General features: G+C 66.7%; 15 protein-coding genes and 1 pseudogene. 5 read left to right on the top strand and 11 right to left on the bottom strand.

Features of this window, described 5'->3' with window-relative positions; genetic code table 11:
- Positions 1 to 43 precede the first annotated feature (43 nt).
- Positions 44 to 607 carry an LppU/SCO3897 family protein gene (locus tag test1122_RS04475; protein WP_232267849.1) on the bottom strand — a complete coding sequence of 188 codons (564 nt, stop codon included), beginning with the start codon at positions 605 to 607 and terminating at the stop codon, positions 44 to 46.
- 266 nt (positions 608 to 873) lie between these two features.
- Here test1122_RS04475 and test1122_RS04470 point away from each other — a divergent pair, with 266 nt between their 5' ends.
- Positions 874 to 2,118, top strand: coding sequence for a S8 family peptidase (locus test1122_RS04470; protein WP_232267848.1), 1,245 nt, complete (start codon positions 874 to 876; stop codon positions 2,116 to 2,118).
- Positions 2,119 to 2,248: 130 nt separating this feature from the next.
- Here test1122_RS04470 and test1122_RS04465 read toward each other — a convergent pair whose 3' ends face one another.
- Both test1122_RS04465 and test1122_RS04460 read right to left on the bottom strand, forming a co-directional pair.
- Entirely contained in the window at positions 2,249 to 3,283 is a 1,035-nt protein-coding gene (locus tag test1122_RS04465) for a glycoside hydrolase family 5 protein (protein WP_232267847.1), read from the bottom strand.
- Between the two features lie 125 nt (positions 3,284 to 3,408).
- Positions 3,409 to 4,773, bottom strand: a complete 1,365-nt coding sequence (locus test1122_RS04460; protein ID WP_232267846.1) for an FAD-dependent oxidoreductase — start codon at positions 4,771 to 4,773, stop codon at positions 3,409 to 3,411.
- Between the two features lie 206 nt (positions 4,774 to 4,979).
- On the opposite strand from test1122_RS04460, the gene test1122_RS04455 reads away from it, so the two are divergent.
- The 3 genes from test1122_RS04455 to test1122_RS04445 all read left to right on the top strand — a co-directional run bounded on the left by test1122_RS04455 (position 4,980) and on the right by test1122_RS04445 (position 6,529).
- Positions 4,980 to 5,357 carry an ArsR/SmtB family transcription factor gene (locus tag test1122_RS04455; RefSeq protein WP_232267845.1) on the top strand — a complete coding sequence of 126 codons (378 nt, stop codon included), beginning with the start codon at positions 4,980 to 4,982 and terminating at the stop codon, positions 5,355 to 5,357.
- Positions 5,358 to 5,480: 123 nt separating this feature from the next.
- The gene (locus test1122_RS04450; protein ID WP_232267844.1) at positions 5,481 to 5,816 is read left to right on the top strand and encodes an ArsR/SmtB family transcription factor; all 336 of its coding nucleotides are present in this window, start codon (positions 5,481 to 5,483) and stop codon (positions 5,814 to 5,816) included.
- A 2-nt stretch (positions 5,817 to 5,818) separates the two neighbouring features.
- Complete coding sequence (locus tag test1122_RS04445) at positions 5,819 to 6,529, top strand: cation efflux transmembrane domain-containing protein (protein ID WP_232271758.1); 711 nt, start codon at positions 5,819 to 5,821, stop codon at positions 6,527 to 6,529.
- A gap of 173 nt (positions 6,530 to 6,702) precedes the next feature.
- Here the strand turns inward: test1122_RS04445 and test1122_RS04440 are convergent.
- Positions 6,703 to 6,863: pseudogene (locus tag test1122_RS04440) on the bottom strand (ASCH domain-containing protein); the annotation flags it as partial.
- Positions 6,864 to 7,337: 474 nt separating this feature from the next.
- Positions 7,338 to 7,529, bottom strand: a complete 192-nt coding sequence (locus test1122_RS04430; RefSeq protein ID WP_232267843.1) for a hypothetical protein — start codon at positions 7,527 to 7,529, stop codon at positions 7,338 to 7,340.
- A 247-nt stretch (positions 7,530 to 7,776) separates the two neighbouring features.
- Between test1122_RS04430 and test1122_RS04425 the strand changes: the two genes are divergently transcribed.
- The gene (locus tag test1122_RS04425) at positions 7,777 to 8,268 is read left to right on the top strand and encodes a beta-class carbonic anhydrase (protein WP_232267842.1); all 492 of its coding nucleotides are present in this window, start codon (positions 7,777 to 7,779) and stop codon (positions 8,266 to 8,268) included.
- A gap of 181 nt (positions 8,269 to 8,449) precedes the next feature.
- Here test1122_RS04425 and test1122_RS04420 read toward each other — a convergent pair whose 3' ends face one another.
- The 6 genes from test1122_RS04420 to test1122_RS04395 all read right to left on the bottom strand — a co-directional run bounded on the left by test1122_RS04420 (position 8,450) and on the right by test1122_RS04395 (position 13,727).
- Entirely contained in the window at positions 8,450 to 9,622 is a 1,173-nt protein-coding gene (locus tag test1122_RS04420) for a methyltransferase domain-containing protein (RefSeq protein ID WP_232267841.1), read from the bottom strand.
- The gene (gene tgmB, locus test1122_RS04415; protein ID WP_232267840.1) at positions 9,619 to 10,587 is read right to left on the bottom strand and encodes an ATP-grasp ribosomal peptide maturase; all 969 of its coding nucleotides are present in this window, start codon (positions 10,585 to 10,587) and stop codon (positions 9,619 to 9,621) included. The genes test1122_RS04420 and tgmB overlap by 4 nt, the downstream gene beginning before the upstream one ends.
- A complete protein-coding gene (locus tag test1122_RS04410; RefSeq protein WP_232267839.1) occupies positions 10,587 to 10,832 on the bottom strand; it encodes a hypothetical protein in 246 nt (81 codons plus the stop codon). The genes tgmB and test1122_RS04410 overlap by 1 nt, the downstream gene beginning before the upstream one ends.
- Before the next feature lie 674 nt (positions 10,833 to 11,506).
- Positions 11,507 to 11,692 carry a hypothetical protein gene (locus test1122_RS04405; protein ID WP_232267838.1) on the bottom strand — a complete coding sequence of 62 codons (186 nt, stop codon included), beginning with the start codon at positions 11,690 to 11,692 and terminating at the stop codon, positions 11,507 to 11,509.
- Positions 11,689 to 12,258: a hypothetical protein gene (locus test1122_RS04400; protein ID WP_232267837.1), complete on the bottom strand. Its 570-nt coding sequence runs from the start codon at positions 12,256 to 12,258 to the stop codon at positions 11,689 to 11,691. The genes test1122_RS04405 and test1122_RS04400 overlap by 4 nt, the downstream gene beginning before the upstream one ends.
- Before the next feature lie 296 nt (positions 12,259 to 12,554).
- On the bottom strand, positions 12,555 to 13,727 hold the full coding sequence (locus tag test1122_RS04395) for a helix-turn-helix domain-containing protein (protein WP_232267836.1): 1,173 nt from the start codon (positions 13,725 to 13,727) through the stop codon (positions 12,555 to 12,557).
- Between the last annotated feature and the right edge of the window lie 32 nt (positions 13,728 to 13,759).

Here is a 13,759-nt window from a genome sequence, read left to right as displayed (position 1 = left end):
GCGCCCCACCGGGGGCGCGGGCACCCGTACCAGCGTCACCCAGCTATTCCTGGCTGAGCGGCGTCATGCACAGCGTGAACTTAACCCCCGTGGGCCTACGTGACTCCTGGTACTGGGCGTACCGTTCGCGGTCGCAGTCGTGAGCGCCATCGTGCCGCTCAGCGACCTTGTATGCCGCCTTGGTGTCATCGCAGTCGACGACCTCGGCCTTGGATCTCGTCGATTCACCTTGCTGGGCAATGCAGTCACCGGCTTTGGCCTCACTGGCGCTCACGGTGTCGCGGCTTATCCACCAGCCAAGACCGAGCGCGATGACGCCCCCCACGATGGCGATGCCCCGCATGATGCTCCTGAAGCCCGGCTTGTTCCGCTGTGGCTGCGGAGGCGGCGGGACCGGAGCCCCGGGCGCGGGATAGCCACCCTGCTGCGGTATGCCGCCGGGCGGCGGCATACCGGGCTGGCCATACTGCGGCTGGCCCGGATACGGCTGCTGACCGTATGGGGGCTGCCCCTGCTGCGGATAGCCGTACTGCGGCTGGCCGGGCTGCGGCCCGCCCGGCTGACCGTACGGGTTATGGCCGCCCTGCGGCGGCGGAGGCGCGGACATGCTGGGATCCCCCTGTAGCGGTGGCGTATGAAACGTCAACGCGGTGTTGACCACCGTAAGTTAGCCGGTTGCATCGACAGAGCGGCGTGCGGGGGCACGGCCGCCGCCGTGCCCCCATACGCCCGAATGGTCACACCCTGTCACCTGGTCTCCCACGCACCACTTTGCGGAATTCGAAATTCCGTGTGTCCGAGGTCTTGTACTCACGAGTAGATAACGAGACGCTGGCCCGCACATCACGCCATGATCGAAGAGGGGCGCCACCTATGCCACGTACCCGTTTCCCCTGGCCCCGCACGGTCGCAGGCCTGACGGTGGCCGCCGCGGCCACAGCGGTCTATGTCACCGTGCCGTCCGCACAGGCGTCCGTTCCCGACGTGGGGCGAATACTGGGCACGTCCCCGGATGTGGGGCGAATACTGGGCGCCGACTCGCCCGACGCGATCGCAGGCAGTTACATCGTCACGCTCAAGTCCGGCTCCGAGGGGGTCCCCGCTCGCTCCGAAGCAGGCAAGGATCTTGCCCGGAAATACGGCGGGAAGATACATCAGACGTATGGCACGGTGCTCAACGGATACGCGCTGCGGCTCGACGTGGACCAGGCCCGTCAGCTCGCCGCCGACCCGAAGGTGGTCTCCGTCGCCCAGGATACAAAAGTGTCCATATCGGGTACCCAGTCCACCCCGCCCTCCTGGGGTCTGGACCGCATCGACCAGCCTGACCTGCCACTGGACAAGTCCTACACCTACCCGGACAGCGCGGGCTCGGGCGTGACGGCGTACGTCATCGACACCGGCGTACGCACCTCTCACCAGGACTTCGGAGGCCGGGCGACCAGCGGGTACGACTTCGTTGACAATGACCGCATCGCCCAGGACGGCCACGGCCACGGTACGCATGTCGCGGCGACCGTCGCGGGCAGCTCGTACGGCGTGGCGAAGGGAGCCAACGTTGTCGGGGTGCGCGTACTGGACGACGGTGGCTCCGGCACGACCGCGCAGGTCATCGCCGGTATTGACTGGGTGGCCAAGAACGCGAGGAAGCCCGCGGTGGCCAATATGAGCCTGGGCGGCGTACTCAACACGCAGCTGGACGAGGCGGTGCGCAACGCGATCGCGACCGGGGTGACGTTCACACTCGCGGCGGGCAACGATGGCCTTCTCGCGGATCTGACGTCCCCCGCCCGGGTCGACGAGGCCGTAACGGTCGGCGCTACCGAAGCAAACGACAGCCGGGCATACTTCTCGAACTGGGGCAGCAAGCTGGATCTGTTCGCCCCCGGGGTGAGCATCACCTCGGCATGGAACAAGTCCGACACGGCGACGAAGAGCCTCTCGGGCACCTCAATGGCCGCCCCGCACGTCGCCGGAGCCGCCGCCCTCCACCTCGCCAGCAACCCCTCGGCGAGCCCCGCCCAGGTGTCGCAGGCACTGGTCAACCAGTCCTCGTCCGGCAAGGTGGGCCTCGCGGGTATCGGCTCCCCCAACCGCCTGCTGCAAGTCAAAAAGTGACCAACACCGGACCACCCACACCAAACCGGCCCCGCCGCCTCGGCACGGGGCCGGTTCGCTGTTTCCATCGTTAAACTCCGGTAGGCCCACCAATGGGAGATGGTGTCCCATCCTCCCGCATATGCACCGCTCAGCCTCTGATCCGCTCCCGGATCCAGACGCCGGCGGGCTTCAGCGCACTGGTGCCGGCGAACCGGCCGCCCTTGCAGGTGCCTTTCTTGAAGATGTCGCCATCCCCGTCACCGTCACTGATGCTCCAGTAGGTCCAGCTGATCTTCTTCCTGGCCATCAGGTCGATGTATCTCTGCGACATGGCGAAGTCGTTGTCAAAGCCGGTCCACGACTGGGTGCCCCACTCCGAGACAAAAACAGGGAGTTTGGAGGAGGCGCGGTCGAGGGTCCTGAGAAACTCCTCCCGGTGCGCCGCCGCGTAGAAGTGGTATGTGTACATGATGTTGGAGGCGCGTACCGGGTTCGCGACAACCTCCCGTTCGTTGGCGTACTCCGACAGGCCGAGTGTGGACCAGCCGCGAGTGCCGACGAGGATCACGCTGTCGGGATCCCGGGCGCGGATCACGGGGATGATCTTCTCGGCATAGCTCTTGATCATCCACCAGCTGGCTTCAAATGCCTCGTTCATGATCTCGTAGATCACATTGGGCTTGTGCTGGTGCCGTTTGGTGATCTCCTTGAAGAAGGTCATCGCATTGTCGAGACCCTCGTTCGGGTCGCCCGGGTCGACCCAGTGCCAGTCGACAATCACGTACATCCCGCGAGCACTCGCCATGTCGATCAATCGGTTCGCCAGAGCTGTGAACTTCTTCGGATTTCCCGCGTACCCATCCTTGTCCGCATACGTCGCAATGCGCAGGACGCTGGAGCCCCAGTCCTCGGCGAGCACATCCAACGCGTCGTCGACCAGGCAGTCCGCAAACCACTGAGTGCCGCTCGTGCTCATGCCCCGCAGTTGGACGGGGTTACCGGCCGCGTTGCACAGCTGGGTGCCGCAGACGTGGAGCTTGCCATGCCTCTCGACCGGAGTCTCCGGCTTTGCCTCGACCCCTGTCGTTCCCTTTTCCACGACCGGCTTCTTTTCTTCGGTAAAGATTCCGGGCCCCCGGTCCCCGGTTGCGTTCACGGCAAGGAGACAGAGCTCGACCGCCATGACAAGGGTCGTTCCGACAGCCTTGGGTAGAAGAAAGCGAAGCACACTGCGTTATGCATGAAAAGTTACGCAGAGTCAACGCGCCGCGCGGAGTCGGAGGCGGAGGCGGAGGCGGGGGCGCGGCGTCAGCAGCTGCCGGTGGAGGCCTGGGCGCCGATGCCGATCTGCAGGGTGGCGGGGGCTGCGCAGCAGCCGCCGTCCTCGCTGTTCTGGGCGGCGTCAGGCTCGTCGAACAGGCCGGCACCACCGCACACGCCTGTCTCCGGGAGGGTCAGCTCGACGCGCTCGGCGGCCTCGTGGTCACCGGCGAGGGCGGCGGCGATGGAGCGGACCTGCTCGTAGCCGGTCATCGCGAGGAAGGTGGGGGCGCGGCCGTAGGACTTCATGCCGACGAGGTAGATGCCCTGCTCCGGGTGGGAAAGCTCGTTGACGCCGTGCGGGTAGACCGTGCCGCAGGAGTGGACGTTCGGGTCGATGAGCGGGGCGAGTGCGGTCGGCGCCTGGAGGCGTTCGTCGAGGCCGAGGCGGATCTCGGAGAGGAAAGACAGGTCCGGGCGGAAGCCGGTCAAGACGATGACCTCGTCGACCGGGTCGAGCCGGTGCCCGTCCTCAGCCACCAGGACAAGCCGGTCACCGTCCCGTTCGACGGCCTGCGCACGGAATCCCGTGACCGCGCTCGCATGGCCGGCCTCGACGGCTGCCTTGGCGCGCAGGCCAAGGGCGCCGCGGGCGGGCAGCTGGTCGGCCTCGCCGCCGCCGAAGGTGGAGCCGGTGATCCCGCGGCGCAGGAGCCACACCGCATGCGTGCCCGGCTCGTCCTTGGCCAGGTCAGCGAGGTACGCGAGGGCGGTGAAGGCGGAGGCGCCGGAACCGACGACGGCGGTGCGCTTGCCCGCGTACCGGGCGCGTACGGCTGGGTCATTGAGGTCGGGGACGCGGTAGGAGATGCGGTCGGCGGCGGCCTTTTCGCCGAGGGCGTGCAGGCCGTTGGCGCCCAGTGGGCTGGGGGCGGACCAGGTACCGGAGGCGTCGATGACGGCGCGGGCGGTGATCCGCTCCTCGCGGCCGTCGGCCTGCTGGATGTGCAGGGTGAAGGGCTGCTCGTCGCGCCCTGCGTCGACCATGCGGTCGCGTCCGGCGCGGGCGACACCGGTGACCATGGCGCCGTAGCGGACCTTGTCGCCGAGTACCTCGGCGAGCGGCTGAAGGTACTGCTCGGCCCATTCGCCGCCGGTGGGGTACGTCGCGCCGTCAGGGCGAGCCCATCCGGTCGGGGCCAGGAGCTTCTCCGCGGCCGGGTCGGTGACTTCTGCCCAGGGGGAGAACAGCCGCACGTGCGCCCAGTCGCGTAGGGCGGTGCCGGCCGACGGTCCTGCTTCCAGGACCAGCGGATCGAGGCCGCGCTCGATGAGGTGGGCGGCTGCGGCCAGGCCGATCGGGCCGGCTCCGACGACCACGACGGGCAGCTGGACGGTGGTGGGCACGTTCACGAGGATCTCCCCTTGCTTCGACATGCGTCGATGGCTTGCGCGGTCAGCATGGCACCTGCTTCGATGAACGTCAACATAGACGTTTATCGAATCGGGGGAGGAAGGTCCACGGTGCAGATCGCTGCGGAGCTCGCCGAGCGGGCGCAGGTGACGCTCGCAGCCCGGCATCCCTCGCCCACTGCTTCGATATATGTCAACATAGATGCATGTCGAACACGAAGGTGCTGCCGCTGCTGGAGCCCGCCGACGGCCAGGCTGTGGCACCGTGCTGCCCGCCGCTCACCGAGCGCCCGTTCACCGCGGAGGAGGCCGAGACGGCCGCGCGGATGTTCAAGGCCCTGGGCGATCCGGTACGGCTGCGGCTGTTCTCGGCGGTGGCCTCGCACGAGGGCGGCGAGGCGTGCGTGTGCGACATCTCCGACGTGGGCGTGTCCCAGCCGACCGTCTCCCACCACTTGAAGAAGCTCAAGGAGGCCGGCCTGCTCACCTCCGAACGGCGCGGCACCTGGGTCTACTACCGGGTCGAGCCGTCCGTGCTGGCCACGATGGGCAAGCTGCTGACGATGGCGCCAGCCGCGGCTTGATCAGCGATCGGGAGCTCCGGAGGCGTCTCTTCGACCGCGCTTGACTGCGGCGGCTGGTTCGGAAGTGCATGGCAGTGGTCATCCACGGTTTCCTGAATTCAGGATTACCTGTACTCTCCGAGTGTGCTGACTCTCGCTTCCGACATCGAGGTGCTGGCGCGGTTCGGCCGCGCACTCGCCGACCCGATCCGCTGCCGGATTCTCCTCGCCCTGCGCGAGGCTCCGGCCCATCCCGCTGACCTCGCTGAAACTCTGGAGATCTCCCGGACCCGGCTGTCGAACCATCTGGCGTGCCTGCGCGACTGTGGCCTGGTCGTCGCGCTGCCGGTCGGCCGCCGTACCCGCTACGAGCTCGCCGACGAACGTCTCGGGCACGCCCTGGACGACCTGCGCACTGCCGTGGTGGCGGTCGAGACGGATCGCGCGTGCGTGGACGCCGAGGAGAAGGGCTGCTGCTGACCATGACCGCGGAGATATCCATAGGCCCGGCCCGCCGGGACGCGGTCGCCCGCCGCATACGGCTGCTGGTCGCGGCCACCATCACCTACAACGTCATCGAGGCCATTGTTGCCATCACCGCCGGGACACTCGCTTCCTCCACCGCACTGATCGGCTTCGGCCTGGACTCGGTCATCGAAGTCTCCTCCGCCGCCGCGGTCGCCTGGCAGTTCTCCGCAGCCGACCACGCGCTGCGCGAGGCGCGGGAGAAGGTCACCCTGGGGATCATCGCGGTGTCGTTCTTCACGCTCGCCGCGTACGTCACCGCCGACGCCGTCCGATCGCTGTCCGGCACCGGGGAGGCGGAGCGGTCGATCCCCGGCATCGTGCTGGCCGCCCTGTCACTGGCGGTGATGCCGTTCCTGTCCGCCGCCCAGCGCAAGGCGGGGCGCGACATCGGCTCGGCCTCGGCGGTCGCCGACTCCCAGCAGACCCTGCTGTGCGCCTACCTCTCTGCGGTCCTGCTGGTCGGCCTGGTCCTCAACGCCACCCTCGGCTGGTCCTGGGCCGACCCGATCGCCGCCCTGGTCATTGCCGCCTTCGCGGTCAAGGAAGGCCGGGACGCCTGGCAAGGCAAGGGCTGCTGCGCGGCGCCCGCCGCCGTGGCGGTACCGTCCGCCAGCGCCGATACGGATGCGTGCGGCTGCCGACCCGGAGGCGACTGCTGCGGCTGACCAGGGCGGCGAACGTCGCTATCGCCTACGCGCCGGGCGCGATCTCATGCCCCGTACCTGGGCAGTGGGGAGGCCGGGAGCGGTGCCGATCGGGACCTGGCTGCAGCCGTACCGCTCCTCTAGAGCCCGTCGGCTCATGGGGCCGCAGGTGACAGCCCCCGCCCGGCGTCGGCGTCGGCGCCCTTGATCCGGAAGCGGATCACATCACCTGCGGCGAGGTCGGCGAGGTGGGGATGCTTGACCCGTACCTCGATCGACTTCTGGCCTGCGGCGACCAGGCCAAGTACCGGCGGTAGAGGTTGAGCTCGTGGACGCGAGCGACCGCTTCCGTCATGGGGCGGGAGCGCTCCTTGGTGCTGTTGTGGTCATCAGGCGGCCGAGCTCACCGGCGCAGGGGCTGGGGTTGGAATGCATGGTCAGTCGCCCTTGGGCGGGATAACGAAGCCCCTTGACTGCTGCCCTCCAGGCGGGGCTGGACAAGTGTCCTTGCTCGTGGAGGTGGTCAGCGAGAGCGCGGCGGTGGTCGGCGGTCTCAGACAGGGTCATTGGGATCCTTGTTCGAGGAGGTCTGCGAAGGCGGCGGTCAGGGCAGGCCGGTTTTGTCTTCGAGCCAACCCCACTGTCCGTTGGGGTTCAGTTCCAGAAAATGAAGCCGGTTATCGACTCCGATGGCGAAGTCAAAACTGCCGCTGGCGAGGACGAAGTGTTACAACAACGTCATTCAACGTTCGCAACTCCTCACAAGGGAACGGCGGCCACGCGCACCCCAAAGGGGGCGTGGCCGCCGTACTGTCACACTCAGCCCGGTCTAGCGGTAGTACCACTTACCGTAGATGTCCGGAGCGGCGGTCCGCTGCTCAACGACGCGCATCTTGTTGATCGGACGGGCGTACGGGCCCAGATAGCAGGTCCCGTCACCGGTCTTGTTCCACCAGCTCTTGATGGTGTCGGAACCGTCCCTCCGGTACTCAGCCTTGACAGCATTGCTGTCGGCCTCCATGTCACAGACCTCGACACGGTCTTGACCACTCGATCTGACGGCCCGGCTCCGGGGCAGAGTGGCCGGGCATTGTGCTGGTTAGCCCAGTGGTGACAGCCCGCAAGAAGGAGCAGGCAGAGAAAAAAACCCCATATAGCCTAGAAGTACCTTACCGTCTCTCGTGACGCAGGCTGGGGTGTTGGCGACGATGGCTCCAAGGCCGCGTCCGGCCGAGCCCGTGACGAGACGTACGCCTGGAGGAAGAGCGATGAGTGCCATCGACGACGTGCTTGAGAACAACGCTGCGTTCGCGGCGGCGTATGAGGACCTCGATCCTCCGCGGCCGCCGAGAAAGCGCCTGGCCGTCATCGCCTGCATGGATTCTCGGCTTGACATCTACAAGATGCTCGGCCTCGAAGAGGGGGACGCGCACGTCATCCGGAACGCCGGAGGGGTGGTCACGGAGGACACGATCCGGTCGCTCGTCATCTCCCAGCGTGTCGGGGGGACACGAGAGATCATGCTTATGCACAACACCGAGTGCGGGATGCTCACGTTTAAGGATGAGGAGCTGAAACGGCAAGTAGAGAGCGAGACAGGGGCTGAGGTGCCCTTCGAGTTCCATGCTTTTAGCGACCTGGAGGAGCAGGTGCGTCGCTCCGTGGCCCGCATCCGGGAAAGCCTGTTCCTCGTCCACAAGGACGCCATCCGCGGCTTTGTCTACGAAGTCCGCACCGGCAGATTGCGCGAGGTCCGGTGACGGCTTCGACGCTCGGGACTGGCGTCAGGGGTGACGGCCGCACGCGAAGACCGTGCGTCGGGAGACCGAACGGCGCAGGTCGCACCACTCGCTGGAACAGCTCCCACAACTCGTCCGGCACCATGCGCTCCACGATCCCCACCGCCGCAGGCTACTGACCTCGGAACCAAATGAGACGAGTTCAAAGTTGCCATCGGTGCACACGCCCGTCGGGTTCGGTGTACGTGAGGACTTGTTGGGCAGTGGTGGCCTCGATGGTGAACCATTCCCGCCGGGGGCGGTTGAGCGTTTCCCACTGGTCGTATGCGCTCTCAATCGGAGCCCAAAGGTCACGCGGCCCAGCCGTGGTGACACTTGGCCAGCCCTCCGGGCTGTCCGCGACACGGGTGTAAGAGCTGTCCGTTGGATCGAACAGTTCCGTGACATGCATGCCATCTTTACGCTGGTAAGCGCGAATCATGTTGGCGGACATGTGGAGCTGGGCGAAGAAGGAGAACGTCCAGTCATCCAGCACGCTGCCGGACAGTTCCGATTCCCGACGCGCTCCATCCAGGGAAGCTGGGACCTTGACGAACTCCTGGGGCTCAGACAGCAGTGGCATAAAGGCGGCCGGGGTGTGCAGGATGCGCCCGGCGGCTGTACCGTCCGGCAGCTTCTTGAGCCGGGCCAGCATGCCCCCGGCCAGGGCCCCTTTGATCGGGACGATCATGAGACCCCCTGGCTTGCACTGATCCAACCATGCGGGCGGAATCCGTCGTACGGAGCACGTAGCAATGATCCGGTCGAAGGGAGCTCGGTTGGGGAACCCTTCAATGCCATCAACCTGCATCACAGTGGGTGTAAAGCCCAGGGCCTTAAGACGGGTCCGGGCCGCGACCGTGAGTGCTGCCGAGTTGTCCACCGTCGTGACGTTCTTTTCTCCGGCCAGTCGACACAGCAAGGCCGTGTTGTAACCGGTTCCCGTGCCGATCTCCAGCACCTCGGCCCCGTGGCGTACGTCCAATGCGTCGAGCATGTCCGCCATGAGGCTTGGCGCGGTCGAAGAGGACGTAGGGGCTCCAATCACGCCTTCGGCCCCAGCGTCTTGGGCGTGCACCCCGTCCACTTCCGTAATGAGGGAGTCGTCGGAGTACACGTGAGCCAGCCAGGACTCCCCGTCCCCGTCTGTGCCACGCCAGGGCGTGAACCTCTCTCCGTCTCTGCGGTAGAAGACCGGAACGAAGGGGTGGCGAGGAGTGTTCAGGAATGCCTCAGCCAGGCGGGCTGAAAGGACGACGCTGCCGCTTTCCATCTGTCGTGCGAGCTTCACGCGCGCTTCAATCAATTGTTGTTCGTCAACCAAGACGCTCGTCACGTTCCTACCCCTTCCAAGTAATCCGCGATTGCGGCCGTGATCGGCAAGCCGGTCGCTTGCTCCACGAACCCGTACTGACCACTCGGATTCACCTCCAGAAATCGCCAATCACCTTCCGGTGTGACTGCGAAGTCGAAGGCGCCGTAAAAAATCCCGAGCCGATCCAGAGTCTGGCGGACCCCAGCCGCAACCTCAGGTGGAGGGTCGCAGATTTTGTACGTGTGGCTTTCGTAGTCGCTGCGCCAATCCACTCGCCCTGACTCGGAATCGGTGTGGATCTCCGTAGCGAACATCCGACTCCCGACTGCGGTCAACCTGACTTCGTGCACTTTCGGCACCCACTCTTGGAAAAGGTGCGCGGTTGTCGCGATGTTCGGGTGAGACAGGTCACGTGGATCAACGAGGGTGGTGTATACGGCGGACATCTCGCCCTGGACGGTCCCGCGCACAGGGTAGAAGGGCTTGTAGACCAGTTGGCCGCCTACTGATTCGGCAAAGTCCTTTGCCGCATGCGGATCGTTGGTGATCAGAGTCCGCGGGACGCTCAGCCCCGCTTCGGCCGCAACGCGGAGCTGTAGGGGCTTGTACTCGGCATCTGCGGCCTTCCCCGGCGGAGACAGCCACCGGCACGGCAAAGCTGCCAACAATCCGCCGAAGCCCAGGCGGGCTTCTCTCTCGGCCACCTTCCGGGCCTCCGGTGACATGTCCTTCGGGAACTGGGGGCGAGAAGGACGACGGTAGTAGATGGAGCGGACCGCTTGCAGGTGGAGAGTCCGTTGGTCGGTGCTGAGCGTACCGTGCCAGCCGCTCCCGTTGAGGCTGGCGTCCAGGACCAGCCTCAACGGGAACTCCGCCACATCGGCCCGGAATACGGGCACGGCACGCCGGTTCAGCTCCTCGATCGCTAGATCCGCCGTTGGGTCGAAGCGGCCGGCCAGGACGAGCACTGTTCCGGCTTCGGGCATTAGTCGTCACTCGGTCCTGGGTCGTCCTTCGCGTCCAGTTGCCCGCTGGGCTCGGTCGTTTCGTAGGTCATGGGAGGGTTCTTCGTCATGAAGATGCCGGGTGGAAGCCCCTCGATGATGCTGGTCTGGCTCTCTTCGTCGTACTCGATGTCGCTCGGCAGGATGCCGCCCGACCGAGTTACCGGAGTGAGGAACCGGAAGGCGAACGGTGTCGGCCCGTGAACGCTGCTCAGTTCAGGCAGCACCGGAGGCCCCTCCTGATCGAGAGGGAACCGTGCTTCCGGCCTGTCCAACGGCAGGCCCGTGGTGCTGTGCCCTTCGAGTGTTGCGGTAGGCATTGCTTCCCCTTCTTTTCGGTCATGGGAAGTGCTCTTGCACCCCTGCACTGGGCAGGGATTCGTGGCCTGACCCTCCAGAACTACCCGACTCCGCAGGCCCGCCACGCTCGGCGGTGGGGGACAGTAAGTTTGAGAACCCGCCGACTGCGCGAGTTCGGGGCGGGCGGCTGTCGGCAGCGGCACAATTTAGAAACGAGGGGCGCCGGTCGCGGCCCGTGCCATTCGCCATGACGTATGCAGAGCTCGCTCTTGCGCGCAGAGCTCACCGTCCACGCCTCGGCATCGCGCGCAGCTCTCGGCGTGCTCGAGCCACCGCGCCCACCGGGAATCAGCTCGGCGCCGCAACTCTGCACGTTCTTCTGTGGGCATCACCGTGGCATCTCCGCCAGCGGGCCACGCACCCACTCCGGCCTCGGCGAACCAGCACCGAGTGCCGGGGTGACATGCCTCCTGCTGTTCCTCGGCTAACACGTAGGGCCGGACCAGGCGCACGGCGTCGCCGTCGATCGGTTCGGTGTCTTTCGGGCGCCGGAACCGGGCTTGGGGCAGGCGGGCGTGGGGTGCCGTGTAGAACGTGGTGATCACTGGCTGGTCCTCCATTCGTGCTGGTGGCAGTCGCAGGCGCAGCGCTGCGTCACGAGCGGGAGCTCACCGGGGATGCGTACGGCCTCGTCGCCACGGCAGCGCTGGTGTTCGTCGGCGTATTCCGGCCGGTCGGTGGCCAGGCGGCAGTGCGGAGCCAGCTGACCATGGGCCGGGGCTGTCACCGGGTCTCCCTCCGCCGCTGCGCAGCCTCCAGGAATCCAAGGTCGTCAGGGCCGGGCGGGATGTGGGGCGCACAGACCTGGCAGGCGTATACGGTGCGGCCAGGGCCGGTAGCGGCGTGAATGATCCGCACTGGCACTGGGGCCGGAGTGGTCCTGTGGCAGCGGCAGCACTGCCGGGGCGTACGTGGGCCAAGGGCTTTGGCCACTGCTGCGGCTAGCGCGTCGTGCAGCCGGTCCGGGTCTGCCAGGTACCTGGTCGGTGTGAGCAGCACTCGCCAGCGCAAACCAGGCCCCTTCGTCCGGTGCTGTGGCGGCACCGCTAGATAGGTGGTCTCGCCGCGTACCGCGATGCCCTGGAGTCCCCAGTCATCGGCTGCGTTGGGTGGGACGAGCCAGTACAGCGCGCCGTAGCCGTCCTCGATCACGGCCCCGGTATCGCTGCCAAGCTCGTCCAGGGCGAGGGCCCCGAGGTACGAGGGAACTTGGACGGCGTCCCACCATCTTCCGGCGGGCAGCATCTGCACATCCGGGCCGGACGGCGGCCGCCATGCGATAGCCGGATTCATCGCCACGCACCGCCCCGAGGCCGGTGCTGATGACACGCGGCAACGGCCCATCGCTGCTCGCTTCCCCCACCGAGCCGGGGCGTCACGGTGCCCGCTGGGCGCAGCGGGCGGTTCACAGCACCGCAGGGGCAGCAGGCTTCGCCACGGAGCCTGACGATGCTCATCGGATCCTCCGGCGCATTCGCCGGAGACGCTGTATGGCTCATCGCTCATCCCATCTGCGTGTTTCGTGGACACACAGATGGTGGCGGCCCGTAATGGCTACAACTGCTACTTGATGTAGCAGCCGTATGCCGTCAGACCGCACCGCACCATTGGGCGAAGTTGGACAGGTCCTCGCGGTCGGCGCGTTTAATTCGGCGCAGTGTTGCGATGTCTTCCTGGACCCAGGGGTGCTCGCGTGTGTGCTGCGGCGCGATCTTGCGCGCGACCTTCAGCGATTCGTACGCGTTGTCCCGCAGGCCCGCCCAGAGCTGAGCTCGGGCCAGCTCGATGAAGAACCCGCTCCGGCGCTCGGCCGGTAGGTCCCTGGGCGGTGCCCACCGGCTCGCGATGTCCAGCGCACGCTTAAGATGAGCGTCGCCGAGCGAGACAGCCACCGATACCTCGTGGATGCGCACCGAGGACGGCCCGAAGGCCGTGCCACCGTAGACGCCTTCCGGCACGCCGTCACCGAGCAGACGTGCCTCGTCAAGGTGATGGGTGGCCGCATCCGCGTCGCCCCCGCGTGCGGCGATCACGGCAGCCCGCATGTGCAGGGCACCGCGGGCCGCGATTCCCAGCGTCTGTGCTGCGGTAGGTGTGGCGTCTACCGCTACCTCCAGCGCTCGCAGACCCGCGCCATGCGAGCGAGCAGCAAGGAAGGTCTCCGTGCGCACGTAGGCGGTGGTAGCTGCCAGCAGCGGGTCGTCCGCCTGCACGGTCGCCCAGCGCATCAGCTCGACGAACCGGGCGGATAGATCCATCGCCCCTGCTTTGTAAGCCACAGAGTCAGCGGAGCGGTAGGCGCTGGCCAATAGCCGTGCCGCCGCAGGCCGCTGAGCCTCGTTTCCATCGGCCAAGGCTCGGGCCAGCTCCTGCAAGAGTGCGGGCGCATCCTCAGCGATACGCAGGTATCGGGCTGCTAGCCGTTGCTCAGCGAGCTTGCCGACATCGGAACGCAACTCCTCCAGCGGCCGAACTGGCCCGTCCTCGGGTTGGTCATACGTGGCGATAGCGGCCGACAGTGCCGGAAGGGCGTCCCGTACGCGACTGTGCGGGCCCGTATCGCCGAGCAGCCTGGATGGGTCGGTATCCACTGCGTCGGCCAGGGCACCCAGCACCGCGTCACTGGGGTTCCGCACGCCGCGCTCGACGGCGCGCACGGTGGAGTAGGAAACCCCGCTTACGCAAGCAAGATCCTGCTGCGTCATGCGTGCGATACGGCGGGCTGCGGCGATACGCCGCCCAACGTGCGGTCTCCGGGACATGCTTGTCTCCGTTCGAGGCGTCCACGTCGTAC

It is taken from the genome of Streptomyces gobiensis, assembly GCF_021216675.1.
Classification (GTDB): domain Bacteria; phylum Actinomycetota; class Actinomycetes; order Streptomycetales; family Streptomycetaceae; genus Streptomyces; species Streptomyces gobiensis.
Note: the sequence above shows the minus strand (reverse complement) of the source record. Positions and strands in the feature narration are given on the sequence as shown.

Coding starts and splice junctions, on each gene's coding strand:
- test1122_RS04465 (WP_232267847.1), bottom strand. CDS start 3,283: ATGGCGGTCGAGCTCTGTCTCCTTGCCGTGAACGCAACCGGGGACCGG.
- test1122_RS04425 (WP_232267842.1), top strand. CDS start 7,777: ATGAGTGCCATCGACGACGTGCTTGAGAACAACGCTGCGTTCGCGGCG.
- test1122_RS04455 (WP_232267845.1), top strand. CDS start 4,980: ATGTCGAACACGAAGGTGCTGCCGCTGCTGGAGCCCGCCGACGGCCAG.
- test1122_RS04430 (WP_232267843.1), bottom strand. CDS start 7,529: ATGGAGGCCGACAGCAATGCTGTCAAGGCTGAGTACCGGAGGGACGGT.
- test1122_RS04475 (WP_232267849.1), bottom strand. CDS start 607: ATGTCCGCGCCTCCGCCGCCGCAGGGCGGCCATAACCCGTACGGTCAG.
- test1122_RS04395 (WP_232267836.1), bottom strand. CDS start 13,727: ATGTCCCGGAGACCGCACGTTGGGCGGCGTATCGCCGCAGCCCGCCGT.
- test1122_RS04470 (WP_232267848.1), top strand. CDS start 874: ATGCCACGTACCCGTTTCCCCTGGCCCCGCACGGTCGCAGGCCTGACG.
- tgmB (WP_232267840.1), bottom strand. CDS start 10,587: ATGCCCGAAGCCGGAACAGTGCTCGTCCTGGCCGGCCGCTTCGACCCA.
- test1122_RS04445 (WP_232271758.1), top strand. CDS start 5,819: ATGACCGCGGAGATATCCATAGGCCCGGCCCGCCGGGACGCGGTCGCC.
- test1122_RS04400 (WP_232267837.1), bottom strand. CDS start 12,258: ATGAATCCGGCTATCGCATGGCGGCCGCCGTCCGGCCCGGATGTGCAG.